Genomic DNA, 24,858 nt, shown 5'->3' on the forward strand with positions numbered 1-24,858 from the left:
GCTGCCGAAAGGAATTAAGCAATGAAACTATTAGTTAGCTCCTGCTTGGCAGGCATGAAGGTACGATACAACGGAACGGATGCGCTGGACGCTACGATCCAGACCTTGGTAACAGAGGGGACGGCGGTGACCGTCTGTCCTGAACTGCTTGGCGGCTTTGCGACTCCGAGGGAGCCGGCAGAGATTGAAGGCGGTCTTGGCGAGGATGTGTGGAAAGGAAACGCGAAGGTCATCGAGAAGTCGGGCCGAGACGTGACCGAGCTATATGTGAAGGGAGCGCTGGCGACGCTGGAGCTTGCCAAGCGGCATGGCGCGACACATGTTGTCCTGAAGGAAGGCAGCCCCTCCTGCGGCAGCTCCTTTATCTATGACGGAATGTTCCGCAACGTTAAGCAGCCGGGAGACGGCGTGACGACAGCGCTGTTAAGACAGGAAGGCTACACCGTTCTATCCGAGCATGACCTGGCCGAATGGCTGACACAAGAAAACTTCCGCGCATAGCTACGCGGAAGTTTTTTTCCGTTTTGCCCCCTTGGATAGGGTGAAGCGACCACCATCAGTACGATTTGTCCCCTTAATAGACAGCTAGCAGCAGACCTATGAACGGACAGAGAACCGCAACGGCAGCGAGCCAGATGAACGAACCGCGGCGGTTGTTTTTATAGCTCAGGATAAGCAAGCTTAATGCCGTGACTCCCACGGCGAGAAGGGCGAGAGAAGGAAGGCTCCAGTGCCAGCGCATAGACATCAGCGGTACATCGCCGTGCAGCCAGGTGAACAGGAGGGACGGTACGGGATCTTCGAATTCACCTTCATGCGGAGGCTCTTGCATGCCCATGTACGCGGTTATAGCCAGAATAGCGACGGCGATAACAGTCTCTGCCCGCAGCCACCAGATCAGCTTACGCTCATTCGTGCCTTGATCCGTCACTTTCGATAGAAAGCCGTTCATAAAGGCGAGCAGCAGGAGCGGCAGAAAAACAAGGTGCTTGAGCAGAAGCGCTTCGCCATAATTGATTCCCCACGAACGAATATAGCCGTCCACCAAAATGTACATCATGGCGAGTCCGGCAATGAGGATCAGAATCATGCATCCGATAGCCATCGGCGTGTACCAACGGACGAAAGGCTTCCAGTTCAAGGCTCCTCTCGTATACCAGGCGACCAGAATCAAGACGCCCAGCCAGACTGATACGGCTCCAACGTGTACAGATTGGTAGACAAAGCCCCAACTGGAGAAGCCAGCAGGGTGGCTGGCCCAGCCGTGAGCCAGCACAGTCAGCACCCACAACACGGCAAGCGGCCATTTGAAGTGATGAATCTTGGTCTGGAACAGCTGTGTGATGACATACATGCCCGTCCCGCCGATCAAGATCCAAATCCATGCGTTTCCGTACTTGTAATCTTTCAGCACAATAAGCAGCAGCTCGTAATAAGGCATGGTTTCTGCAAATTCACGCAAAATGAAGCTGGTACGCAAGATGGACATAAACGAGAAGACGGGAATCGCCAATAATCCATACTGAAACAGGTCGAACGGTACGATTAATTGCGGCTTGGAGCGATCCGCTATGAACAGGAGCAAGATATAGCCGCCAGTAACGGCGAAGGATAAGTAGAGCAGCGTCTCAAAAAAGTAGATATACACGTCATCAGCTCCGACGGAAGAATAAATGCCAGAACTAATCTTATCATATCGACTCTTAAATCAATATATGTTCATATAAAAGTTGTTTTTTTAGCCGAGTATTCTGTGATAAGCTGTTTATATCCATATTTATCTAACCAATTGTAACCGGATTTGAGAGAGTCATAAGATAGGGAGCTGGATGTGCAGATGCTGCAATTGAAAAAAATCGTAGGAAACAAATGGGTGCGAGGGACGTTAGGTTTTCTCTTGGTGTTAATCATCGCTTTTGCCGTGTTGCTATACTTTCTGGCGAACTCGGCCCCGGTATCCTATGCAGAGGGAACCGTTGAGGCCAAGTATGCGGCACCAGGCGAATATCTGGTAGATACGCTGGAGGTTAAGGATGCTCAAGGAGCGTTGCTGTACAAAATTTATTACCAGCCAAACTCGCAACAGGCACATCCCCTTATTGCATGGGGCAACGGGACAGGGGCGCTGCCTGCCAATTACGATGAGCTGTTCCGCCATTTAGCATCCTGGGGATTTGTAGTGATAGATACGTATAGTACAACGACCGGTACGGGTCATGAAATTGCCAATTCAATCAGATATATGCTAGCCCATAATGGCGATTCAGCAAGTCCTCTGTATAAGCGTATCGATCCGGATCAAATTGCGGTGGCAGGCCATTCTCAAGGCTCCACCGGCGTTATTAACGCTCATACCAATCATGATGTCGGGGTTGCTATACGTACCGTGGTCTCGATTGCATTGCCTGATTTAAAGTGGTGCGACCCGGAGGACATCTATGATACATCGGCACTGAAGGTTCCATTTTTCATTATGGGGGGAACCCGGGACTTTATCGTATCGCCGACCTCATCCAATAAGCTGGCGCTGGAGAACGCTAATCCAGACATACCGGTCATGATGGCTATGGCGAAAGGGGCGGCACATACCGCCATCGAGGGAGACGGCGGTAAACACAGAGGTTATTTGACAGCATGGATGAGGTATCAGCTTATGGATGACCGTGAAGCGATGGCCGCTTTTGCCGGGGATGAAGCGGAGATATTACGGAACAAAGACTGGAAGAGTGCACAATCTACAGGACTAGAAGATAGATCATAACCTGAGTAAGCATGACAATTGCAGATGAAAGAGTTGAAGGATTGAGATGAGCCAATATCTATGGATCGAAAATGTGAAAGAGAACGAAACCTACCGAGAGAGCTTTTTTGAGCTGGCCAAGCTTGTGTTCGAATTGGACTTCCGTGCTTGGTATGATAACGGAGGCTGGAATGACCAGTATGTGTGCTATTCTTATGCAGACCAAGGCAAAGTCATCGCCAACGCTTCTATTAACAAGATGACCCTGGTATCGGATGGCAGGATATATCAAGCCATTCAAATCGGCACCGTGATGACGCATCCTGATTATCGCAATCAGGGCTTATCTGGCAAGCTGATGCAACGGATCTTAGACATCTATGAGAACAAATGCGACTTCATCTATCTATTCGCCAATGATACCGTACATGATTTTTATCCCAAATTCGGCTTTCAACGTGTGGCGGAGAGCAGCTTCTCGCTACAGGTAACGTCGCTTGGGCAGTTGCCGGCACCTTCAGGTCCGATTCGCCGGCTGGATCTCCAACATGCGGAGGATCAAGAGCTGCTTCAATCCATGGCAGCGAGCAGAGTGCCTGTCTCGAATAAGCTTGGCGTCATAAGGGATGAGCACTTGCTTACGTTTTACAGCACGTTAGCTTTCCCTGACGACTTCTATTACTTTGAAAAGCTAGAGGCGATCGTTCTTTTCAAGCATGAGGAAAGTGAGCTCCATCTATTCGATATAGTTAGCAGAACCAGCATCGATATCGAGTCTATAGTAGCAAGCTTGATTAATGAGGAGACGAAAATCGTCCATTTTCATTTCACGCCTGATGTGGAATGGAAGGAGCTTCGGGTTGAACCTCTGGATGGAGAGGACGACGCGTTATTCGTCAAGCCTGGGTTGCCTTGGCCTTCGAATCCATTCTTATTCCCGGTCACCTCGCATGCTTAACATTGTGTTAGCCAAGAAAGCTTCCGCTTAAGCGAAAGCTTTCTTTTTTTGTCCCGCAATGGTGATATATCTCACAGCACCGCCGCCGCGAAGCCTCTATACTACAAGGGACAATGAGCTGATTGAACTATAACTGGAGGTGGAGATGATGTTCCATACCCCGTCTAAAACAGTGAAATTGGACCCCAACGATTCTGCAAGGCCAAGCGCATTCATGCAGCTGGCCATTCGACTTCAGACGGAGCATGAGCAATTAAAGGCAAGCTGTGTATCGCTGGGCGAGCTCAGCGCAAGGACGGCAGCCAGCAACGGCGATTACGGCACGCTGCAGATGTTGAAGGAGCTTCGGGCGCAAGCGGAAGAGCTGCTGCAAGTATTGGAGCGCCATGCAAAGTGGGAAGACGAGGAGCTATTCCCTGTATTCTCCCGTTACTACAAGCAGAAGGACGAACCAACCATCTTGCCGTCCTTGTGGGTGCTGGAGAAGGATCATGAGCTGGCGCTGCAATTTTTTGATTCATTCCTGCAAACGAGCCGCACGTTGATCGGTATGCTGATGTTGGATAAGGGCCGTCCGGACTTGACGCTGATGAAGATGTTGAAGGACGGCTGTGACCAGTTGACGCAAGGCTGCTTGATCCTGACCGGACACTTCGAAATGGAGGAAGAGCTAATCTTCCCGCTGGCAGAGGAAATATTGACGGACCTGGACTATTTATTCTCATAAAAAATATTAAAATTTCCATTTAATTGTGATTTATGTCACCGTCTTCTATGCGGCATTCCGTTAAGATGAGGTCAACAAGGAGATAGAGAAACTAAACGGAGATCTCCAAGGAGGAGGAACCTATGGCGGTAAAAGCAAGCCAATTAGATGTTCAGAGTTCAGTTCTTGAGGAAGTGGGCCAACTGGTCGAACGCGCAAGAGCTGCACAGGAAGCCTATCTGTCCATGACACAGGAGCAAATTGACCGTATCGTTCAAGCGATGGCGCTGGCTGGTCTCGATCAGCACATGCCGCTGGCCAAGATGGCGGTGGAGGAGACGGGCCGCGGCGTCTATGAAGACAAAATGACCAAAAACATCTTTGCGACGGAATACATCTACCATAACATCAAGTCCGCCAAGACCGTTGGTGTCATCGAAGAGAACGCTTATGAGAATTACCGGATGGTTGCGGAGCCAGTAGGCATTATCGCTGGCGTAACCCCGGTGACGAATCCGACATCGACGACGATGTTCAAGGCACTGATTGCTACGAAGACGCGCAATCCGATCATCTTTGCTTTCCACCCGTCCGCACAGAATAGCAGTGCAGCCGCAGCCCAGACGCTATTGAAAGCAGCCGTGGCAAGCGGTGCGCCTGCTCACTGTATCCAGTGGATCGCGACTCCTTCTGTGGAAGCGACACAGCAGCTGATGAATCACCCTGATGTTGCCCTTGTGCTAGCAACCGGGGGATCGGCGATGGTGAAGTCCGCGTACAGTACAGGCAAGCCGGCGCTTGGCGTAGGACCGGGCAACGTACCGTGCTTTATTGAACAATCGGCGGACCTGAGGCAAGCTGTTACCGACCTGATTCTGTCCAAGACGTTCGACAACGGTATGATCTGCGCATCCGAGCAAGCTGTCATCATTGAAGAGCCTGTCTACGATCAAGTCCGCAAGCTGATGAAGGACAATGGCTGTTACTTCCTGAACAAGGCCGAGACGGAAGCGGTCTCGAAGCTCGTCATTAACAGTGAGAAGTGTGCCGTCAACGGCGTCATCGTGGGCCAGCCGGCAGTAAAGATTGCCGAGATGGCGGGTATCGAAGTGCCGCAAGGGACGAAGATATTGGTTGCCGAGCTTGGAGGCGTAGGAACGGCGTTCCCGCTGTCTGCCGAGAAGCTAAGTCCGGTGCTAGCCTGCTACAAAGTGAAGACGGCGGCGCAAGGCATTGAGCGGGCGGCGGAAGTGGTCGCTTTCGGCGGCCTGGGCCATTCCTCGGTCATTCATTCGCAGAGTGACGAGGTGATTCAAGCCTTTGCAGACCGCCTGAAGACGGGCCGGGTCATTGTGAACTCGCCTTCGACGCATGGCGCGATCGGCGATCTGTACAATACGAATCTGCCGTCGCTGACACTTGGCTGCGGCTCGTACGGACATAACTCCACCACATCGAACGTAACGGCCGTGAACCTGCTCAATATTAAGCGCGTGGCCTATCGTACAGTCAATATGCAATGGTTCAAGATTCCGCCGAAAATCTATTTCGAGAAGGGCGCTACTCAATATCTGGAGAAGATGCCGGGCATCTCGCGCGTGCTCGTCGTCACCGATGAGATGATGGTGAAGCTGGGTTATGTCGAGAAGCTGGAGTATTACTTGAGAAAGCGGGCAACCCCGGTATCAATCGAAGTGTTCGCGGATGTCGAGCCCGATCCGTCGGTTGAGACGGTTGAGCGCGGGACGCGGCTGATGGACGGCTTCAAGCCGGACTGCATTATCGCGCTTGGCGGCGGTTCGCCGATGGATGCGGCGAAAGCAATGTGGCTCTTCTATGAATACCCGGAGACCGACTTCCACTCGCTCAAGCAAAAATTCCTGGATATCCGCAAACGCGTCTATAAGTATCCGAGACTTGGGGAGAAAGCCCAATTTGTAGCGATCCCGACCACATCGGGCACTGGCTCGGAGGTGACGTCGTTCGCAGTCATTACCGACAAGCAGGAAGGTCATACCAAGTACCCGCTGGCTGACTACGAGCTGACGCCGGACGTCGCCATCATCGATCCTGAATTTGTCTATAGCCTGCCGAAGACCGCTGTTGCGGATACCGGCATGGACGTCCTGACCCATGCGATTGAATCGTACGTATCGGTGATGGCGAGCGATTATACAGACGGGCTTGCGCTTCATGCCATCAAGCTTGTATTCCAGAACCTGGAGAAATCGTATCATACGGCCGATCCGCTGGCCCGCGAGAAGATGCATAATGCTTCGACGATTGCCGGCATGGCCTTCGCGAATGCCTTCCTGGGCATAAACCACAGCCTTGCGCATAAGTGGGGCGGGGAATACCATACGGCACATGGACGGACGAATGCGATCCTGATGCCGCATGTCATCCGCTACAATGCGCAGAAGCCGACGAAGTTCGCTTCGTTCCCGAAATATAGCCACTTCGTCGCTGACGAGCGTTATGCAGAGATCGCCCGCATGCTGGGCTTGCCTGCCCGCACGACAGCGGAAGGCGTGAACAGCCTGATCGAAGCGATTCGCAAGCTGAATCAAGCGCTTGGCATTCCGGAGAAATTCCAGGAGCTTGGCGTAGACCCGGCCGACTTCGAGGCGAAGGTCGATTATTTGGCAGACCGGGCGTTCGAGGACCAGTGTACAACCGCGAACCCGAGAATGCCGCTGGTGAAGGAACTTGCGGACGTGTACCGCAACGCATTCTACGGCAACTTCTAAGAGAACAGGGAGAGCTGCCGATCGCTTTAGGATCGGCAGCTCCTTTTTCATTAACTTCAGATGGGAGGAGCAATTATGATGATGTCCGGCGTAATTTTGGCGGGCGGCAATCACCCCCGCATGAACGGTCGCAACCGGGCTTTCCTGGAGGTGGACGGAGAAATTATGCTTCATCGGCAAATCCGCGAGATGCAAACCTGCTGCAGCGAGATCACGATTGTGACCAACGATCCGCAGCCGCTTCTTCGCATTGTTGACCGGGATATCCGCATCATAACCGATTACTTCATCGGTCACGGGCTGCTGAGCGGCATGCATGCCGGTCTTGCGCTTGCAAGACACCGTCATGTGTGGCTGCTCGGCTGTCATATGCCTTTTCCATCCGCTGACGCCGCCAAGCTGCTCTTGACGCAATTGCAGGAAGGGCTGGACGCTGTTATTCCATGGGTGAAGGGCAAAGCCTATCCGCTGCATGGCGTCTATGACCGGTCCAGCGCCGAGCCGATTGAGAAGCTGCTGAAGGGCGGTTATTCCAGCAAGTCCGCATTACTCAATCAAATCAAGTGGCAGAGGGGCAGTGAATGGTTCTTCCAAGAGAACGGCATTCAGAGCGGATTCGTTCAATCCATTCAGACGGAGGAAGATTATGAACGAATCGTACGCAGCACGATGAAATCGTGTTAGCCTGCTGTGAGCAATGTCATAGAGAAGCATGTGAGAACATCGTAAGATTACCTTATAACGGAGGTGTTTCATATGGCAATGACAGAGAAGCAAATCACGGACCGGTCCGGCACACCTGAAGCCTGGCGCGGATTCGTGGCAGGAAGCTGGCAGAAGGGAGTTGACGTTCCGTCCTTCATCGAACGCAACCTTACGTCCTATGAAGGTGACGAGAGCTTCCTTGCAGGTCCGACGGAGAACACGGAATTGTTATGGAGACAGGTGAGCCAGCTGCTCAAGGAAGAGCGCGAGCGAGGCGGCGTCCATGATATCGACGTCAATACGGTATCGTCTATTACGTCGCATGCGCCGGGCTATATTGATCAGTCCAAGGAGAAGATTGTCGGCTTGCAGACGGATGCTCCTTTGAAGCGAGCGGTACAGCCGTTCGGCGGCATCCGAATGGCGGCAGATGCTTGTGACGCGTACGGCTACAAGCTGGCGCCCGAGCTGGAGGATCTGTTCACGACCATTCGCAAAACGCATAACCAAGGCGTATTCGACGCATATACAACAGAGATGCGCGCCGCGCGAAGAGCGGGCATCATTACAGGCTTGCCTGACGCATATGGGCGCGGACGGATTATCGGCGATTATCGCCGGGTCGCCCTGTACGGCGTGGACCGGCTGATTGCCTCGAAGAAGGAGGAGCTGCTCCAGCTGGAAGTGGACGCCATGACGGAAGAAGTTATTCTGCTTCGGGAAGAGCTTTCCGAGCAAATCCGCAGCTTGGCGGAGCTGAAGAAGATGGCTGCCACATACGGCTTTGATATTTCCGTACCGGCAGAGAACGCGAAGGAAGCGGTGCAATGGTTGTATTTCGCTTATCTGGCTGCGATCAAGGAGCAGAACGGCGCGGCGATGAGCCTCGGCCGGGTGTCCAGCTTCCTCGATATCTATATCGACCGCGATCTGAGAGAAGGCGCGTTGACAGAAAGCGAAGCCCAAGAGCTGGTCGACCACTTCGTCATGAAGCTGCGGATCGTGAAGTTCCTGCGTACACCGGATTACAATGAACTATTCAGCGGCGATCCGACCTGGGTTACCGAAGCGCTGGGTGGCATGGGACTAAACGGCAAGACGCGCGTCACGCGAAACTCATACCGCTTCCTGCATACGCTCTATAATCTCGGACCTGCCCCGGAGCCGAACTTGACGGTACTTTGGTCGACGCAGCTGCCGAAAGCGTTCAAGCGCTATTGCGCCCGCGTGTCGGCAGAGACTAGCTCCATCCAATACGAGAACGATGATCTGATGCGTCCGCACTTTGGAGATGACTATGGCATTGCTTGCTGTGTATCGGCTATGCGGATCGGGAAGCAGATGCAGTTCTTCGGCGCACGCGCCAATCTGGCGAAAGCTCTGCTCTACGCCGTAAACGGCGGAGTAGACGAGAAGCTGGGCGGGCAGATCGGACCTGCTATTGCGCCGATTACGTCGGATGTACTGGATTATGAAGAGGTGAAAGCGAAGTTCGATATTGTGCAGGACTGGCTGGCAAGGCTGTACATGAACACGCTGAACGTCATACACTATATGCATGACAAGTACTGCTACGAGCGGATCGAGATGGCGCTGCATGATCGGGATATCGTACGTACGATGGCTTGCGGCATTGCCGGTCTATCGGTTGTGGCGGATAGCTTAAGCGCCATTAAATACGCGAAGGTGCGTCCGATTCGCAACGAGCAGGGCATTGCGGTAGACTTCGAGATTGAAGGCGACTTCCCGCAATACGGCAACAACGACGACCGCGTAGACGATATTGCAGTCGGACTTGCAGAAGGCTTCATGAACAGACTACGCAAGCATAAGACTTATCGCGGTGCGATTCCGACGATGTCGGTGCTTACGATCACTTCGAACGTGGTATATGGGAAGAAGACTGGCAGCACGCCTGACGGCCGCAAAGCCGGCGAGCCGTTTGCACCGGGGGCGAATCCGATGCATGGCCGTGATCGTAAAGGAGCTCTCGCATCCCTCGCATCTGTCGCGAAGATTCCGTATGCGCACAGCCTGGACGGAATATCCAACACATTCTCGATTATTCCGAAGGCGCTGGGCAAGGCCGATGAAGAGCGCGTCTCCAATCTGGCAGCCTTGCTCGATGGCTACGCCTTAAGCGGCGGTCATCATCTGAACGTGAACGTCTTCAACCGTGAGCAATTGCTGGATGCCATGGAGCATCCGGAGCAATATCCGCAGCTGACCATCCGTGTATCGGGGTATGCCGTCAACTTCATCAGGCTGACCAGAGAACAGCAGCTGGATGTCATCAACCGTACATTCCACGGCGAGGTATAAAGAGGTGTGAACGTCATCATGAGAGGAGCGTGACCCGCATGAAAGGCCGGATTCATTCCATCGAAACGTTCGGTACCGTGGACGGACCAGGCATTCGCTTTGTCTTGTTCATGCAGGGCTGCGCGTTGCAGTGCCGGTTCTGTCATAATCCCGACACCTGGGATACTTCCATCGGACGGCAAGTAACGGTAGACGACATCTTGGAGGAGCTTGAGCCTTACTTGCCTTATTACCGGGCATCAGGCGGGGGCATTACGGTGACAGGAGGGGAGCCTACGCTGCAGGCCCCCTTCGTCACGCAGTTGTTCAAGGCATGCAAGGAGAAGTACGGTCTGCACACCGCGCTAGACAGCTCCGGCTTTTGCGAGCCGAGCCATGCGGCAGAGCTGATGCGTTATACAGATCTGGTCTTGCTCGATCTGAAGCAGATGAACAGAACGAAACACGAGTGGCTGACAACGCAACCCAATGACCGGATCATTGCTTTTGCGCAGTGGCTGTCGGTTCGGAGGCAGCCGATGTGGATCAGGCATGTGCTGATCCCCGGCGTGACGGATCATGCAGCAGATTTGCAGGCGCTAGGCGAATTTGTCGGCAAGCTGTCAACGGTCGAGAAGCTGGAGCTGCTGCCTTATCACCGGATGGGCGTATACAAGTGGCAGCAGCTTGGCCGTGAATATACGCTGGATGATGTACAGACTCCGACGGAGTGGGAGGTCACCCGCGCCAAAGGGATCATCGAGGACGCCAGGGAGCGAAGCTCTTTGCTCGCATAAGGCAACCAGGGAAATTACGGATGCCGCTTCTTCCTTTACCTGATCATAACAGCGGTATCCCTTCCAAGATATAGGGGGTAATTCCCCCGAAAGATCAGTGAAACCCCCGATGTACCCCTGACCCCTCTGAAGGTATGATAAGAATATAAGAACCGCTCGGAGGGAGAGGAACGAAATGGGTATGAAGGTGAGGCAACCGGAAGGACTTGCGCCCCTGCTGTCGCAAGAGAGCTTCGAGAAGCTGCAAGGCATCATGTATGTCAGGCACTTCGAGAAGGGCAGCTGCTTATTCTGGGAGGGCGACGCGGCCAATCATCTCTATTACATTATGGAGGGACGTGTCCGCACCACGAAGTCGGCAGACAATGGCCGGACATTAACTCTATATCTTCATCAAGAGGGCGATTTGATTGGACAGATGGACCCGTTTCTAGATTCGGTGCATAACTTCAGCGCAGAGGTTACGGAGGATGTCAAGGTTGGCGTCATTCAGCGAAAGGACCTTGAGGTGCTGCTGTGGCAGAACAGCGATTTGGCCATTGAGTTTATGAAGTGGATGGGTCTTATGCACAGGCTGACCCAGACGAAATTCCGCGATCTCATTATGTTCGGCAAAACCGGAGCGTTATGCTCGTTGCTTATAAGACTTAGCAATTCGTATGGCAAGGAGATCGAAGATGGCATCTTTATCGATCTGAAAATCAACAATACGGAGCTGGCCGATATGATCGGCGCGACGCGTGAGAGTGTCAACCGGATGCTCAGCGAGCTGAAGAGAGATGGCGTAATTTACAATCAAAGCGGCCATATGGTCATTAAGGATATCGCCTATTTGCGGGAAGTATGCCATTGCGAGAACTGCCCGAAGCAAGTTTGCCGCATGTAGGGCACCAAGGAGGATACGACGATGAGCGAAAAAGCATTTGTGATGATCAAACCAGACGGCGTAGAACGAGGACTAATCGGTGAAATCGTCAATCGATTTGAGAAAAAAGGACTGAAGCTCATAAGAGCCGAGCTGAAGTCTGTCGATAGAGCAGTAGCAGAGGCGCATTACGGTCATCTGCGGCATAAGCCGTTTTTTGAAGAACTGGTGGAGTATATTACTTCCGGACCTGTATTCGCGATGATTATTGAAGGAGTGGGCGCCGTTCAAAACTCTCGCTCCCTAATCGGTCCGACGAACCCGGCGGAAGCTCCTCCAGGCACGATCCGCGGCGACTTCGGTCTCGATGTTGCAGCCAACGTCATTCACGGCTCCGACTCGGTGGATAATGCCAAAGTGGAAATCGAAAGATTTTTCAGCAAGTTCGACTAAAGTGTGTGTCTTCATTAAGAGCGTCATACTAGCGGGAGGTCATGCGATATGGCAACGAACATTAAGCTTAACGTTGTGACGGAGAATATGATCAAATACTGCTACACTTGCCCCGAAGCGCATAAGTGCGATACGGAAGAGAAATGCATCGCGTGTTGGGAAGAGAAAGGCATCATCACAAAAGAAGACCTGGAGGAAACGGTCACGACAGAGAAGCTGCTGAAGCAGTATGCGGAATAGCTATTCCGCATCGTAGACTGGTTGAACGGGATTCATATCAGCAAGCCCATAAGGACATGTCCCCGAAGTCATTTGACGAACAGGGATATGTTCTTTTTGTTGTTCTTCGGATCAGGCTGAGAACAGCTGCCTAAGGAGCAAGCCATTCTTGTCTGTTCACTCTCCATTCATATTTCTGTGATAAGCTCCCTTCAGAGAGTCGGAGCTCCGTATCACCATTTATAGAAAGCTGGAGGGTTAATCATGTCTGCATTCAAGAGTAAGTTATCAATAAAAGGGATTGTATTCGTGTTGTTGTTCGTTTTGGCAGGAGCAAATATAGGAGGCCTATATACGACTGCGTCAGCTGAGGCATCAACCTCGATACAGCCAGTCGTGGAGTCTATTGACAGCTTGCCTGATCTGAATGACACAGCTGAGCTGGAAGCCTTCATCGATGGCATCATGGAGATTCAGATGGCCGACATGAATATTCCAGGCGCGGTAATCTCAATCGTTAAGGATGGAAGAAGCTTGTTTGCGAAAGGGTATGGCTATTCCAATATGGATGAAGGCAAGCCGGTCGATCCCGAGAAGAGTTTGTTTCGGATCGCGTCTACGACGAAGCTATTCACCTGGACAGCCGTCATGCAATTAGTCGAACAGGGAAAGATCGATCTTGATACGGACGTCAATACTTACTTAAAAGAGGTGAAGATACCGGCAACCTATAAAGAGCCGATTACGATGCGGCATCTGATGACCCATACTGCAGGGTTTGAAGATGGAGGCGTCGGTTATCAAATTACGACTGACCCTGAGAAGCTGCCGGTATCCATAACGGAGACGCTGGTCAAGCATAGGCCAGCACGCGTCATGCCGCCAGGAGAGATGATTGCCTATTCCAATTACGGCACGGCGCTCGCAGGTTTAATCGTGGAAGATGTTAGCGGGCTTGCCTACAACGATTATATACAGAAAAATATTTTCGATCGGCTAGGTATGAAATATGCAACGGTTCAAGAGCCAGTCCCTGCCGAATTGGCGCCTTATGCAGCCCTCGGATATGCGCGCGAGAATGGCCGGTATGTGACTAAGCCGCTTACCTTCGAAGGAGGCTTCCGTCCTGCGGGTTCAGGCTCGGTCTCGGCGATGGATATGTCGCGATTCATGATTGCCCATCTCCAGAGAGGACGATATGAGGATGCGAAGCTTCTTGAACCGGAAACGACCAGCCTCATGCATTCGCCTGCCTTTCAGTTCGATGAACGGCTGCCCGGCATGAACCTTGGCTTTTACGAGCTGAGATTGAACGGTCAACGCATTATCTCACATGGTGGCGCTGACCCGTTGTTCAACACGGAGCTGTACCTTGTACCCGATAAAGGGATCGGCATCTTTGTGTCCTATAGCGGCGGAGAGGGAGGAGCGGCTGCTAGCGCATTATCGAAAGCTTTCTTCAATCGTTACTTCCCGATCCAGGAGAGCGAGCTGCCGCCAGTGGCTGTGGAGCTTGAACAGGACTTGGAGAAGTACGCGGGCTCGTATCAGTTTTTGCGCCGAAATCACTCCGATATCGATAAGTTTTACAGTTTTTTGGCACAGATTAGTATTGGTGTTGCCGATAACCGCTTAGTAATTGGCAGCGGAGCGGAGCAACAGCTCTTTGCTCCTATAGGACCGAATTTATTCCAGGCGGTTGGGGGGACGAATCAAATCGGGTTCCGTACGGATGATTCAGGAAACGTTACTCATTTCCTCATGGATTTTCTGTCATCCGAACCGCTTGAACGTACACCGCTTATTAATCGCACGATGTTCTGGCTGCCCTTGTTAGTCTTGTCTTTCCTTGTGTTCGTCACGATCCTGCTGGGATTCATCTACCGGATTCGCGCCAATCAAGCGATGCCGAAGCCAGAGAGATGGACAGAGCGGCTAGCGGCATTCACCTCAGCTTGGGCGCTAATGACTTGTGCGGCAACTTTTGTTATCGTATTGAATATGGAATTGGTGGATCGGCTCAGCCGAATCACGACAGCCTTGCAGGTGTACTTGTTCATGCCGATCTTGCTTGTCGTGCTGGCAGTAGCAATGGTACTGGCTGCGGTATGGGCATGGAAAAAGAAATATTGGACGTTACTAAAGCGAGTCCATTACACGCTTGCGGCACTAGCGGCTATTCTGCTCAGCTTGTTTTTCTATCATTGGAACCTACTCGGCTGGCAGTTTGGTTAACACAAAGGTTTCCTTTCGCTTGAGGGGAGCCAGAAGCTATATTGGAGGCTTGAAGGCAGATGACCAACATTCTGATTGCGGATGACGATGCGCATATTCGCGAATTGCTCGCCTTATTTTTGAAAGCGGAAGGGTACGAGATTGTAGAAGCAAGAGACGGCGCGGAAGCGCTGGAGATCGTAGAGAATACTCATCTGGACATGGTCATTCTAGATATTATGATGCCGCATATTAATGGATGGGATTTATGCAAGGAGATTCGCAGCTATAATGCGAATATTCCGCTGTTGATGGTTACAGCTAAGGGAGAGTCCGGTCAGAAGGTGAAGGGCTTCCAGCTCGGGACGGATGATTATGTGACGAAGCCGTTTGATCCGCTGGAGCTTGTAATGAGAGTGAAAGCCTTGTTGAAACGGTACAGAATCGAATCCTCACAGAGCGTTCAGCTAGGGGACTTGCTGCTCGATCGCCGAAGCTATCAAGTGATGCGGGGAGAGGAGAGAATCAGTCTTCCGTTGAAGGAATTTGAACTATTGTTCAAGCTGGCTAATCATCCGGGACAAATCTTCACCCGCGAGCAGCTGATCGCTCAGATCTGGGGGAAAGACTATGAAGGCGATGATCGAACCGTAGACGTGCATATTAAGAGGCTGAGAGAGAAGTTTTCCGATGAAAAACAGTCCTTTCAGATTGAGACCGCCCGCAGCCTCGGATACCGGTTAGTTCTCTCATGATCAAAACGCTGTATGTGCGCATTATGGCTACGTTTCTTGCCATTATTTTGTTCAGCTTGCTGTCTTCCTTCCTAATCGGCTATTACTTCTTCAAGCAAGAAATTCATTCGACGGGACAAAATGATATGATTGCGGTTGGAGAGGAATTGATGCTTCTCTATGAACAAACGAAGCCGGGTGATCTGGATTCATTCATCCAGCGCATGGTGAACCTGTCAGCTCATCCTATTCAACTTCATAGTCAGTCGGGCGCTGTGAAGTACTATAGCATTGCCGATACCGAACATGTCGGGGTAGAGCCGGAAGCGATAAACGATGTGCTGCAAGGGAATGTGTACCGCTCGCCAGGCAATGGGGAGCCGACCTATATTGGACTTCCTTTCTTGATAGAGGGCAAGCCGCATGTTATGTTCATGCAATTTTCCTCACAGAATGAAGATGTCATGAATCGGATGATGCTGCTCATCTTGCTAGTTGGCTTATTCATTGGAAGTGTCTGTATGGTGCTGGCTGCCCGGTATTTGGTGAAGCAACTGCAAGCGTTGACACATGCGACCAAGCGGCTGGCAAAGGGCGATTTTGATGTTACAGTCAAAGCGGCAGGCGGGGATGAGATGGGGGCATTGACTTATCATTTTAATGTGATGGCGAAGGAGCTTAAGCAATTGGAGCAAATGAGGCAGGACTTTGTCTCGAATGTGTCGCATGAGATTCAGACACCGTTAACTTCCATCAGCGGCTTTGCCACGGCTTTGAAGCATGGCAGTCTTGTAGCTGAGGGGGATCGCAACCATTATCTTGATATTATTATTGCTGAGAGCGGGCGGCTGTCCAAGCTTAGCGACAATCTGTTGAAGCTGGCATCGCTGGATTCCGAGCATCACCCGTTCGAAGCGACCCGCTATCATTTGGATGAACAAATACGCGAGGTTGTTGTGACCTGCGAGCCCCAATGGTCAGCCAAAAAGCTATTGATCGACCTGGATTGGGAGGGTACATTCCCCATCATGGCAGATCGGGATCAGCTCAATCAGGTTTGGATGAATGTGCTCGGCAATAGCATTAAATTTACACCTGAAGGCGGTCATATCGTAATAAGCTTGTCGTACTCCGATGATGAAATCATATTCACGATTGCCGATTCCGGAATTGGCATTGCGCCGGAGCAGCTCGATAAAGTATTCGAACGCTTCTACAAATCGGATCAATCGCGTAATCGCAGTATCAGCGGAAGCGGGCTTGGACTTGCGATCGCCAAAAAGATTGTGACGCTTCACCATGGCAGAATCGCTGCAGCGAGCAAAGCGGACAAAGGCACGACGATAACGGTCCATATGCCTGTACGTCAAGATGATGTCATATAGTTGGTTCCAGAACAAGTGATTGAATAAAGTGAAGAAACCGTTCCTTTTGTAATGGGTGGGTCGAACCTCCATTTAAACGAAGGAACGGTTTTTTGTTGCAGATTAAATTCCTTCAGAGCCGTAGCAAAGGAATCAGGGTACAACAGCGATCGGAAGAATAGTTCTTGGGGAGTTTGTGCAATTAGCTAAGGATTGGTCTTTCTAGGAAAAAGGTTGAAGCTCTGCACGCATATTATCCAGAAAACGGGAAAATATAGTATGAAAAATGATGAGGAGAATCTGCCTTGAAATTAATCGATCAGGTCATCCTGCGCATAGGCCAAGATTCGGACTTCATGCGGTTTCCCACCACGATGGCAGGTGAATCAGTCGTATTGCTCGGCTATCAAACCTTTTTCGATTTTGCTGAGACACTGCGCCATCTTCAAGCTCAATCCGCGCGAATCGCGGATACCGATGGGAGAGATTCGCCGCCCCTCATTCAGGGATTAGGGCAATTTCTTGACGAACCGGATGCGGACCGGCTGGTTTCTCTCTTAATGCGCGGGCAATTGCTGATCTGGTTCGAGGGCAGAGAGCGGATTATCAGCTTCACGCCAACAGCCCGTCTCTTGTCCAGAAACATCGAAGCGCCCATTACCGAAAGCGTTGTGCGAGGCTCGATCAGCGCCTTTGTTGAAGACATGGATACGAATATTGGGCTTATCCGCAAGCATGCAGCTGCCGAAGATTTGAGAACTCAATCATATTGGACAGGAGCGGACAAGCAGAAGCAGATCGTCTTAATCTACCGGGAGAGATGCGTCATCCCTGGCCTGCTGGAGGGTGTAATTCAGAAGCTGGAAGAGAATATCAGCATGAATGTGCAAAACCTGCAAAATCTGAGCAGCATGCTTGGCTTTAATCCATGGACCAGCATCACCAAATTCAACTCGACCGAGCTGCCGCAAGAGGTGGAGATGGCGCTGCAAAAAGGGAAGGTGGTGCTTATGCTGGACCGCTTCCCGTTCGCGCTTGTTGTGCCGAGCCTGCTAACGGATATGTTCGCAGTCGAGAATGACCGGAACTTCCCGCTCCTATTCATGTATTTGACCCGTTTCCTCCGGATAATCGGTGTGCTTACCAATGTCATTATTCCTGGGCTGTATGTATCTCTAGTTTCTGTGAACCCGGACTTGCTGCGAATCGAAATTGCCTTGACGATCGCGAGAAGCCGGATGGATGTGCCTTATCCGTCGCTGGTCGAGACGCTGCTGCTGCTCATCATATTAGAGCTCATTATTGAAGCCAGCATCCGGCTGCCGAAGAGCATCGGACCTACGCTGACGATGGTAGGCGGCATCATATTAGGGCAGGCTGTCGTCAGCGCCAAGCTGGTCAGCAATATTCTCATTATTGTACTGGCGGCGACAACCATATCCAGCTCCACGGTAGTCGGATACCATAATTCGCTTACCATTCGTGCATTCAAATATTTGATCCTGTTTCTCTCTGCCGGATTCGGCTTATACGGGCTGGTAGCGGGCCTTATTCTCATATGCGCTTATATGGCGAGCGTTACATCGTTTGGCATTCCTTATGTACATTTGATGAAACCGAGCGGTGATTCCAATGGCTAAGACAGGACAGGTCATAGCCGTATTTTTACTTAGCCAATTTGGGATCATCTTTTTCTTCTACCCGAGCCAAATTATTGAAAGCGCCGAAAGCAGCCATTGGCTGCCTGTTGCGATGAGCTTCTTTTTCTACCTCATTATGGTCGGAATCTATCTGAAGGGGATAGGCTACTTCGGCGGGCAGAAAAGCATCCTCTCGATTTTGCAGGAAAAGGGCAGAGTTGTTGCGATTGTGATGCTTCTTCCGGTCGCCGTCTATTTTACCGTCGTGTCGATCATTACGCTTCGTGCGTATTCCGAAGTCATCATGTCACTCTTCCTCACCAGCACGCCGATATGGGCGATTATGGCGCTGCTTCTCGGAATTGCGGTGTATATTGCCTATCTAGGGCTGGAAGCGATATTCCGCACGGCATTACTTGTTGTTTTGCTGGCAGCGCCCATTGTCTTGTTCGTTTTGCTCAGCTCATTCCAGAATGCCGATTGGAACTATCTGTTTCCGCTGCTGGACAAGGAGGCCTTGTCGTTTTCGTTCATGAGCCATCCCGCATTCTACAAGAGCTTGCTTGCCTTCAGCGGAGGCTTTCTGTTTCTTGGATTCATCCAGCCGGCAGTAGCCTTCAAACCGTCGAGAGTTCTGATCGCATGCATCTGCATGCTTCCGGTCCTGCTCGTATCGGTTTATATCCCGATTTTGACCTATGGCAGATCGACTGCAGTGCTGTTCAATTTACCCTTTCTGGAGACTGCGGAGACGGTCGAGATTACCTGGCTGATGTTCGATCGTGTATCGATGTTTTTTATGGTGTGTCTGATCTCGTTTATTATGCTGCTGCTTGCGCTTATTATATGGATGACCGTACGTGTGCTGCAACTGACAGTCCGTACGCCGGATTGGGTACCGCTGCTCCTCCTTGCGGTGATGATCTATATAATCTGTCTGCTCATTCCGGATTGGCTCGTGCTGGATCGCTTGCTTTGGTGGAATGCGATTCCTCGTATCTATGCGATTATCATTTTGCCAATTGTACTGTTCGTGATGGGTTATCGGCACGCGAAGAACCAGAAAGCGAGGGAGAGCGGATGAGTCCATATACACGCAGGCGCATTGCGGCGCTGTTGCTGCTAGTTGCAGGTGTTGGGACATTAACGGGCTGCTGGGACAACAAAGATATCAATCACCGTTCACTTCCCGTTGTGATGGGCATCTCCAAGTCCGAAGATCTGTATACCGTTGTGCTGCAAATTCCGGAGCCCAGCCAAAACTCGAATACGGGGACAGATTTCCGGTTTGTGCAGGCAACAGGTAGTACGATCAACGAGATCGTGGATCGAATCGGTGCCAATATGGAAACGCAGATGGATCTGCTTCATCTGAAAGTGATTTTGATTGAGCAGGGATATGCAGAGAAAGGGATTAACGATGCCGTGTCTGCGTTTATGCGAACGAACGTCATTTCTCCGCGAACGATGGCCGTCATCTGTGATGAGCGGATCGAACATTTTTTCTCAAAGATCAAACGGTATAGCAAAAATAACGGCACCATATTGGAGGATTTCTTCCAATTCAATGCCGGATGGAGCCCGCAGGTGGCGCAGTCCCGTATATGGGAGCTGTTCCGAAGCATACACTCGTATACACATGACGAAGCGATTCCGATTATCAAATCCGGCAGCGGGACAGTCATCGAGACGATGGGCAGCGGCATTATCCGAAACGGGAAGATGGTAGGGCGGCTATCCGCGAATGAGACATTGCTGGCCAATATCTTCAATGGGCTGGATGTAAAGGGCAAGATTGAGGTGATGAACAGTGCGACTGTTCAAATTGTAGGCAGCCGAATTCGCAATAAGAGTTCTATGGAAGACGGGATACCGGTGTTGAAAAGCAAAATTCATCTGAAAGTAACGCTTCTGGAGATGAAAGGAAACCCGACAAAAGAGCAGGTCAAAGAACAGCTGCAGACGATTCTGGAGCAACGGCTCACTGGTGTGTTGAAGAAAATGAAGACCGAGCAAGCGGACATATTGGGAATTGGCCAGCTATACCGCAACAAGTTGACACGTGATCAGCTGCAGGCTTGGCGCTCCGATTATTTGCCGCATTTGAAGACGGACATTACCTTTGAAGTATCCATCGAAAGCGAGGGAGACTTGAAGATGGGCGCATGAAGCGGAAGATCCGACGTGTCCTGAGCAAGAGTGGGACTGATCCAGGGATAATTAGAAGATCCCCGGGCCAGTCCTATTGCTGCTGGAGCCCCGTTAATCACATCACGCGTTTTGGAAAAACTGAATAGCTTTCTCTATGTAATGCGACTCACTGGAGGGGACATCGTCTTCCTCGAATACGGCTCCTACAGGGCAAGCCGCTTCGCATGCGCCGCATGAAATACAGAGATCGGGATCAATGAAATATTGATCGTCGCCTTCGACAATGCAGTCTACCGGGCATACGTCTACACATTCAGCCGCTTTTTCCGGAATACAGGGAGAAGTAATGACAAATGCCATGCTTGAATCCTCCTTTGTGGGTATGGGAAGTGACACCATTAATCTTAGACACGAACGCCAACTTAGTCAACATTATCGTTTAAAAAGTTTACTTATTGACTCCTTCCGAAATTACGATTATGATTTACTTATAAGTTTTTATACCCAAACATATAAAAAGTGTGGATTCCATCTGAAATGAGGTTGAGATAGATGATAGAGATCAGTGAAAATGCATCTGAGCAGATTCTGGAGATGCTGGACAATTTGAATCTTGAGCACATGTATCTTCGTGTTGGTGTCGTCGATGGAGGCTGCAGCGGCCTGTCCTACGACCTGCGCTTCGATGATCAACGGACGGAGGAGGACATCTTCTTGTCCATGAACGGCTTTCAAGTGATTGTAGAGTCCAGAAGCATGCCGTTTCTGGAAGGTCTGAAAATCGATTACCAAAGACAAGGAATGACCGGAGGGTTCACCATGGACAATCCGAATGTGAAAGCCAGCTGCGGCTGTGGAGCAAGCTTCCGGACTGCCATGTATAAAGGAACCGCCAAGAAGTGCTAACATCATTGTTTTAGAGAGGAATGCAAGTCATGATCATGGAAAAGGAACAAGAAATAGTAGATATGCTTATTATCGGTGGAGGACCGGCGGGGATGTTCGCCGCCTTCTATGCCGGCATGCGCCAATCCAGTATGAAAATCATTGACAGTATGCCGCAGCTCGGGGGGCAATTGGCTGCTCTCTATCCGGAGAAAAATATATATGATGTGGCGGGATTCCCTGCGGTTACAGCCGGGGAGTTGGTGTCGCGCTTGGAGCAGCAGCTCAGCATGTTCCCAATGCAGGTGCATCTGGAAGAGAAGGTACAGCAGGTTGTGAAAGAAGAAGAACGGCGATTCAGAGTTGTGACAGATAAAGGCGTCCATTATGGCCGTACGGTTATTATTGCGGGCGGTGTAGGCGCGTTCGAGCCAAGACCGTTGGAGCTTGCCGAGGCAAGAGACTATGCGGGCAAGGGGTTGTATTATTTTATAAGCGACCTGCAAGCATTCGCCGGACAGGATGTAGTGATCTGTGGCGGAGGGGATTCCGCAGTCGACTGGTCGCTTATGCTGGAGCCGATCGCGAAGAGCGTTACGCTCATTCATCGCAGAGATAAATTCAGAGCCCACGAGCATAGTGTAGAGCAGCTCATGAGGTCTAGCGTGAAGGTTATGACTTCAATGGAAGTTAAGGGATTATCCGGTGATGAGCGGTTGGAAGGGATGACCGTTGTGAGCAGCAAGTCAGGCGAGGCAATCACGCTACCCTGCGATTCGCTCATTGTGAATTACGGATTTGTGTCTTCGCTTGGACCGATTGCAGAGTGGGGGATCGAGGTTCAGCAGGGCTCGATTCGAGTGGATTCCAGAATGGAGACCAGCATTCCGGGGATCTTCGCGGCAGGAGACATTACGACGTATCCCGGCAAGCTGAAGCTGATTGCGGTGGGATTCGGCGAAGCGCCGACGGCGGTCAACAATGCCAAGGTATATATCGATCCACAGGCGCGATTGTCGCCCGGTCATAGCAGTCATATGAAGTTTAAGTGACCTTTATATAGCACAAGAAAACGGCGAGTTCCCGATCGGGAACTCGCCGTTTCTATCGATTAAAGAGCTTGTTGTCGGAGGCTGTCATTCGTCTTGCAGTCGTCGGAGCAGTAGCCCTCATGCTTCTCCAGACAATCTTCGCAGACCAGATGCTGGTGATGACACAGATCATCAGCGCAATTAATGTAATGATCAGTCGGACTGTCGCAATGATGGCACTTGCCGACAGTGATATCTTCTTCCGTCTGGTTAATACGGACAGAGATGCGCTCATCGAATACATACATTTTGCCATCGAAGAGACGTCCTTGCACGACCGGGTCCTTGCCGTAAGTGGCGATGCCGCCATCAAGCTGGGCAACATCACTGAAGCCTTCATTCATCAAGACGCCTGTAAGCTTCTCGCAGCGGATGCCGCCTGTGCAGTAGGTCAGGATGGTTTTGTCCTTCGCATCTTGCAGGTTATTGCGAATCCATTCCGGGAATTCGCGGAAGGACTCTACCGTAGGACGGATCGCTCCGCGGAAGTGGCCAAGATCGTATTCATAGTCGTTTCGTCCGTCGATAATAACGACATCGTCACGCTGGAGCTGCTCATGGAATTGTTCAGGCGACAAGCGCTTGCCGCTAGTGACATTGGGATCGAGCGGCGTAGGATAGCGAAGCGTAACAAGCTCTTTCTTGGGACGCACGAACAATTTCTTGAAGGCATGCTGGTCGGTTTCGTCGACCTTGAAGACCATATCCGAGAAGAGGGGATGACTGCGCATATAAGCGACATAGGCATCCGTCTGCTCTACAGTGCCGGACAATGTGCCGTTAATACCTTCTTCAGCGATAAGAATTCTTCCTTTGACGCCAAGCTCCTTGCAATAAGCCAGATGCTCTGCGGCGAATGCTTCATAGTCCGTAATGGTGACATATTTGTAGTACAACAAGATGCGGTAAGGCTGGTTTGTTTCCATGTTCAGTACACTCCTCATAAGTTGACGCTTGTTTGATCCAGACAGATGGATTGCTGCGTTTCATTCGTTGTAAGACCAGGTTGCCCTGAGTAGAGCTGCGAATCTATATAATCAACATAGTGAATACTATTGTATATAAAGTAGAAGCGCAGAGCCGGTGTTATCATCTATTGCGCAGGATCGGAGGAGTTCTTCTTCCGAATGCGGTAGACGCATTTCTTGCCTTGCTTGGCCAGGCATTCCGTTCGTTTCACCTCGGCGCCTAGCAGCGATTCGAACAGCCGAAGCTCGCAGGTGCAGGCATGATTGTAGTTATTGGCTACTTGATAGATTGGACAATTATATTCTGTTAACTCATATACATCATCCGAGGTTTTCTCCCAGGTGGCCATGTAACCGTTATTGCTCTGAATCTGGGTCAAGGCTGCAATCTTGCTCTCCAGGTCCTTGCCGTCCAGATTGTGCAGATATCGCTTCTGCAAGGATACTTGCCGCAGATCGAACAGATGATTGACCATCTCTTCTCCGGCTTCTTCCTTGAGCTCGGACAGCAGATCAAGCGCAACGGCGTGATATCGCTTCGGGAAAAAATCCTCGGCTTTCTCCGTCAAGCGATAGACCGATACCGGGCGCCCCATCGGCTGCCGGACTGTCGTATATTCAATCAGCTCTTCCTTCTCCAGTACGGCGAGATGCCTGCGGACGGCCATTCCGGTAATGCCGAGCTGCTCTGTAATATCTTTGGCACTCAATTCGCTTTGGGTTTTGAGCATTTTCATAATAATTTCTCGTGTGGATAATTCAAGTTCCTCTTTCATTGCCCCTTCACCTCCCGCATCAGAATAGGCCCCAACATAAATAAGAGTAGGGAGATTGAAATAGAGTCCTTAGACCTTATCCACGTGAACCTACATCATCTATATTATATATAAAAGATGAAGCTATGTATACTAAAGAGCGGTCAACGTTCTTCTATCTCCGTTTGTAAGTTATGACAATTGTATTTGCTGCGTTATGAAGCAGAAGAGATGTGATTCCATTAAGGCTTAATGTCTATATTTACATCTCTCGAATACAATTGTATGTTGATTATAGATTTCATTTATGAACAGCGATAATTCCTTATCACGATAAAGGAGTATGGCATATATGCAGGTGCAGGTGAACAACTATATAAGAGAAGTTCTATCGTTCAAGGCTCCAGCTTAATTCAATTAATGGCATTAACTTTGTTCTGAAGATTTGCGGAAATACCTTTCATTCCCTCTTGATATCTTCGTAACCCAAGTGATTCCTTCGCGTATATAGTGGTGAGCATGATCCGGCGGTCGGCCAGGGCAGAATAGCCAAGACCGGCCC

23 protein-coding genes are annotated in these 24,858 nt (G+C 50.8%); 19 read left to right on the forward strand and 4 right to left on the reverse strand.

The genetic code is table 11. The annotated features are described in order from the left end of the window. The first annotated feature begins 21 nt into the window (after positions 1–21). Positions 22–501 carry a 2-thiouracil desulfurase family protein gene (locus tag ACFVSO_RS15725; protein ID WP_387475122.1) on the forward strand — a complete coding sequence of 160 codons (480 nt, stop codon included), beginning with the start codon at positions 22–24 and terminating at the stop codon, positions 499–501. 73 nt (positions 502–574) lie between these two features. Here the strand turns inward: ACFVSO_RS15725 and ACFVSO_RS15730 are convergent, their stop codons facing one another. Continuing rightward, positions 575–1,648, reverse strand: a complete 1,074-nt coding sequence (locus ACFVSO_RS15730) for a copper resistance D family protein (RefSeq protein ID WP_387475124.1) — start codon at positions 1,646–1,648, stop codon at positions 575–577. Between the two features lie 189 nt (positions 1,649–1,837). Between ACFVSO_RS15730 and ACFVSO_RS15735 the strand changes: the two genes are divergently transcribed. From ACFVSO_RS15735 to ACFVSO_RS15810, 16 genes are all read left to right on the forward strand, one after another. After that, positions 1,838–2,761, forward strand: a complete 924-nt coding sequence (locus tag ACFVSO_RS15735; RefSeq protein WP_387475126.1) for a poly(ethylene terephthalate) hydrolase family protein — start codon at positions 1,838–1,840, stop codon at positions 2,759–2,761. A gap of 46 nt (positions 2,762–2,807) precedes the next feature. After that, a complete protein-coding gene (locus tag ACFVSO_RS15740; protein ID WP_387475128.1) occupies positions 2,808–3,698 on the forward strand; it encodes a GNAT family N-acetyltransferase in 891 nt (296 codons plus the stop codon). Positions 3,699–3,843: 145 nt separating this feature from the next. Then, positions 3,844–4,425: a hemerythrin domain-containing protein gene (locus ACFVSO_RS15745; protein ID WP_387475130.1), complete on the forward strand. Its 582-nt coding sequence runs from the start codon at positions 3,844–3,846 to the stop codon at positions 4,423–4,425. A gap of 122 nt (positions 4,426–4,547) precedes the next feature. Continuing rightward, positions 4,548–7,154 (forward strand): bifunctional acetaldehyde-CoA/alcohol dehydrogenase, encoded by a 2,607-nt coding sequence (adhE, locus tag ACFVSO_RS15750; protein ID WP_387475132.1) that lies wholly within the window; start codon positions 4,548–4,550, stop codon positions 7,152–7,154. A 75-nt stretch (positions 7,155–7,229) separates the two neighbouring features. Further along, positions 7,230–7,838, forward strand: a complete 609-nt coding sequence (gene mobA / locus ACFVSO_RS15755) for a molybdenum cofactor guanylyltransferase (RefSeq protein ID WP_387475134.1) — start codon at positions 7,230–7,232, stop codon at positions 7,836–7,838. 72 nt (positions 7,839–7,910) lie between these two features. Beyond that, positions 7,911–10,181, forward strand: a complete 2,271-nt coding sequence (gene pflB, locus ACFVSO_RS15760) for a formate C-acetyltransferase (protein ID WP_387475136.1) — start codon at positions 7,911–7,913, stop codon at positions 10,179–10,181. 38 nt (positions 10,182–10,219) lie between these two features. Next, positions 10,220–10,957 (forward strand): pyruvate formate-lyase-activating protein, encoded by a 738-nt coding sequence (gene pflA, locus ACFVSO_RS15765; RefSeq protein ID WP_387475138.1) that lies wholly within the window; start codon positions 10,220–10,222, stop codon positions 10,955–10,957. Positions 10,958–11,132: 175 nt separating this feature from the next. Further along, complete coding sequence (locus tag ACFVSO_RS15770) at positions 11,133–11,843, forward strand: Crp/Fnr family transcriptional regulator (RefSeq protein WP_387475140.1); 711 nt, start codon at positions 11,133–11,135, stop codon at positions 11,841–11,843. Between the two features lie 21 nt (positions 11,844–11,864). Beyond that, positions 11,865–12,275 (forward strand): nucleoside-diphosphate kinase, encoded by a 411-nt coding sequence (ndk, locus tag ACFVSO_RS15775; protein WP_387475142.1) that lies wholly within the window; start codon positions 11,865–11,867, stop codon positions 12,273–12,275. A gap of 48 nt (positions 12,276–12,323) precedes the next feature. Then, entirely contained in the window at positions 12,324–12,515 is a 192-nt protein-coding gene (locus ACFVSO_RS15780) for a hypothetical protein (RefSeq protein WP_387475144.1), read from the forward strand. A gap of 243 nt (positions 12,516–12,758) precedes the next feature. Beyond that, positions 12,759–14,729 carry a serine hydrolase domain-containing protein gene (locus tag ACFVSO_RS15785; protein WP_387475146.1) on the forward strand — a complete coding sequence of 657 codons (1,971 nt, stop codon included), beginning with the start codon at positions 12,759–12,761 and terminating at the stop codon, positions 14,727–14,729. A 59-nt stretch (positions 14,730–14,788) separates the two neighbouring features. Beyond that, positions 14,789–15,463, forward strand: coding sequence for a response regulator transcription factor (locus ACFVSO_RS15790; protein WP_387475148.1), 675 nt, complete (start codon positions 14,789–14,791; stop codon positions 15,461–15,463). Beyond that, positions 15,460–16,827 (forward strand): HAMP domain-containing sensor histidine kinase, encoded by a 1,368-nt coding sequence (locus tag ACFVSO_RS15795; RefSeq protein WP_387475150.1) that lies wholly within the window; start codon positions 15,460–15,462, stop codon positions 16,825–16,827. Before ACFVSO_RS15790 ends, ACFVSO_RS15795 begins: the two co-directional genes overlap by 4 nt. Before the next feature lie 284 nt (positions 16,828–17,111). Beyond that, positions 17,112–18,446, forward strand: coding sequence for a spore germination protein (locus tag ACFVSO_RS15800; RefSeq protein WP_387475152.1), 1,335 nt, complete (start codon positions 17,112–17,114; stop codon positions 18,444–18,446). Next, entirely contained in the window at positions 18,439–19,530 is a 1,092-nt protein-coding gene (locus ACFVSO_RS15805; RefSeq protein WP_387475154.1) for a GerAB/ArcD/ProY family transporter, read from the forward strand. The genes ACFVSO_RS15800 and ACFVSO_RS15805 overlap by 8 nt, the downstream gene beginning before the upstream one ends. Further along, a complete protein-coding gene (locus ACFVSO_RS15810) occupies positions 19,527–20,615 on the forward strand; it encodes a Ger(x)C family spore germination protein (RefSeq protein WP_387475156.1) in 1,089 nt (362 codons plus the stop codon). Before ACFVSO_RS15805 ends, ACFVSO_RS15810 begins: the two co-directional genes overlap by 4 nt. A 102-nt stretch (positions 20,616–20,717) precedes the next feature. Here the strand turns inward: ACFVSO_RS15810 and ACFVSO_RS15815 are convergent, their stop codons facing one another. Further along, positions 20,718–20,957 (reverse strand): ferredoxin family protein, encoded by a 240-nt coding sequence (locus tag ACFVSO_RS15815; protein ID WP_387475158.1) that lies wholly within the window; start codon positions 20,955–20,957, stop codon positions 20,718–20,720. Between the two features lie 192 nt (positions 20,958–21,149). On the opposite strand from ACFVSO_RS15815, the gene ACFVSO_RS15820 reads away from it, so the two are divergent. Further along, positions 21,150–21,503 (forward strand): HesB/IscA family protein, encoded by a 354-nt coding sequence (locus tag ACFVSO_RS15820; protein ID WP_387475160.1) that lies wholly within the window; start codon positions 21,150–21,152, stop codon positions 21,501–21,503. 29 nt (positions 21,504–21,532) lie between these two features. Beyond that, on the forward strand, positions 21,533–22,534 hold the full coding sequence (locus tag ACFVSO_RS15825) for an NAD(P)/FAD-dependent oxidoreductase (protein WP_387475162.1): 1,002 nt from the start codon (positions 21,533–21,535) through the stop codon (positions 22,532–22,534). Positions 22,535–22,593: 59 nt separating this feature from the next. Here ACFVSO_RS15825 and trhO read toward each other — a convergent pair whose 3' ends face one another. Continuing rightward, positions 22,594–23,499, reverse strand: coding sequence for an oxygen-dependent tRNA uridine(34) hydroxylase TrhO (gene trhO, locus ACFVSO_RS15830; protein ID WP_387475164.1), 906 nt, complete (start codon positions 23,497–23,499; stop codon positions 22,594–22,596). 167 nt (positions 23,500–23,666) lie between these two features. After that, entirely contained in the window at positions 23,667–24,317 is a 651-nt protein-coding gene (locus ACFVSO_RS15835; protein WP_387475166.1) for a helix-turn-helix transcriptional regulator, read from the reverse strand. Positions 24,318–24,858: the final 541 nt, after the last annotated feature.

The organism is Paenibacillus sp. NPDC057967 (assembly GCF_042887015.1).
In the GTDB taxonomy this organism is placed as follows: domain Bacteria; phylum Bacillota; class Bacilli; order Paenibacillales; family Paenibacillaceae; genus Pristimantibacillus.

Coding starts and splice junctions, on each gene's coding strand:
- ACFVSO_RS15725 (WP_387475122.1), top strand. CDS start 22: ATGAAACTATTAGTTAGCTCCTGCTTGGCAGGCATGAAGGTACGATAC.
- ACFVSO_RS15735 (WP_387475126.1), top strand. CDS start 1,838: ATGCTGCAATTGAAAAAAATCGTAGGAAACAAATGGGTGCGAGGGACG.
- ACFVSO_RS15740 (WP_387475128.1), top strand. CDS start 2,808: ATGAGCCAATATCTATGGATCGAAAATGTGAAAGAGAACGAAACCTAC.
- ACFVSO_RS15745 (WP_387475130.1), top strand. CDS start 3,844: ATGATGTTCCATACCCCGTCTAAAACAGTGAAATTGGACCCCAACGAT.
- adhE (WP_387475132.1), top strand. CDS start 4,548: ATGGCGGTAAAAGCAAGCCAATTAGATGTTCAGAGTTCAGTTCTTGAG.
- mobA (WP_387475134.1), top strand. CDS start 7,230: ATGATGATGTCCGGCGTAATTTTGGCGGGCGGCAATCACCCCCGCATG.
- pflB (WP_387475136.1), top strand. CDS start 7,911: ATGGCAATGACAGAGAAGCAAATCACGGACCGGTCCGGCACACCTGAA.
- pflA (WP_387475138.1), top strand. CDS start 10,220: ATGAAAGGCCGGATTCATTCCATCGAAACGTTCGGTACCGTGGACGGA.
- ACFVSO_RS15770 (WP_387475140.1), top strand. CDS start 11,133: ATGGGTATGAAGGTGAGGCAACCGGAAGGACTTGCGCCCCTGCTGTCG.
- ndk (WP_387475142.1), top strand. CDS start 11,865: ATGAGCGAAAAAGCATTTGTGATGATCAAACCAGACGGCGTAGAACGA.
- ACFVSO_RS15780 (WP_387475144.1), top strand. CDS start 12,324: ATGGCAACGAACATTAAGCTTAACGTTGTGACGGAGAATATGATCAAA.
- ACFVSO_RS15785 (WP_387475146.1), top strand. CDS start 12,759: ATGTCTGCATTCAAGAGTAAGTTATCAATAAAAGGGATTGTATTCGTG.
- ACFVSO_RS15790 (WP_387475148.1), top strand. CDS start 14,789: ATGACCAACATTCTGATTGCGGATGACGATGCGCATATTCGCGAATTG.
- ACFVSO_RS15795 (WP_387475150.1), top strand. CDS start 15,460: ATGATCAAAACGCTGTATGTGCGCATTATGGCTACGTTTCTTGCCATT.
- ACFVSO_RS15805 (WP_387475154.1), top strand. CDS start 18,439: ATGGCTAAGACAGGACAGGTCATAGCCGTATTTTTACTTAGCCAATTT.
- ACFVSO_RS15810 (WP_387475156.1), top strand. CDS start 19,527: ATGAGTCCATATACACGCAGGCGCATTGCGGCGCTGTTGCTGCTAGTT.
- ACFVSO_RS15815 (WP_387475158.1), bottom strand. CDS start 20,957: ATGGCATTTGTCATTACTTCTCCCTGTATTCCGGAAAAAGCGGCTGAA.
- ACFVSO_RS15820 (WP_387475160.1), top strand. CDS start 21,150: ATGATAGAGATCAGTGAAAATGCATCTGAGCAGATTCTGGAGATGCTG.
- ACFVSO_RS15825 (WP_387475162.1), top strand. CDS start 21,533: ATGATCATGGAAAAGGAACAAGAAATAGTAGATATGCTTATTATCGGT.
- trhO (WP_387475164.1), bottom strand. CDS start 23,499: ATGGAAACAAACCAGCCTTACCGCATCTTGTTGTACTACAAATATGTC.
- ACFVSO_RS15835 (WP_387475166.1), bottom strand. CDS start 24,317: ATGAAAGAGGAACTTGAATTATCCACACGAGAAATTATTATGAAAATG.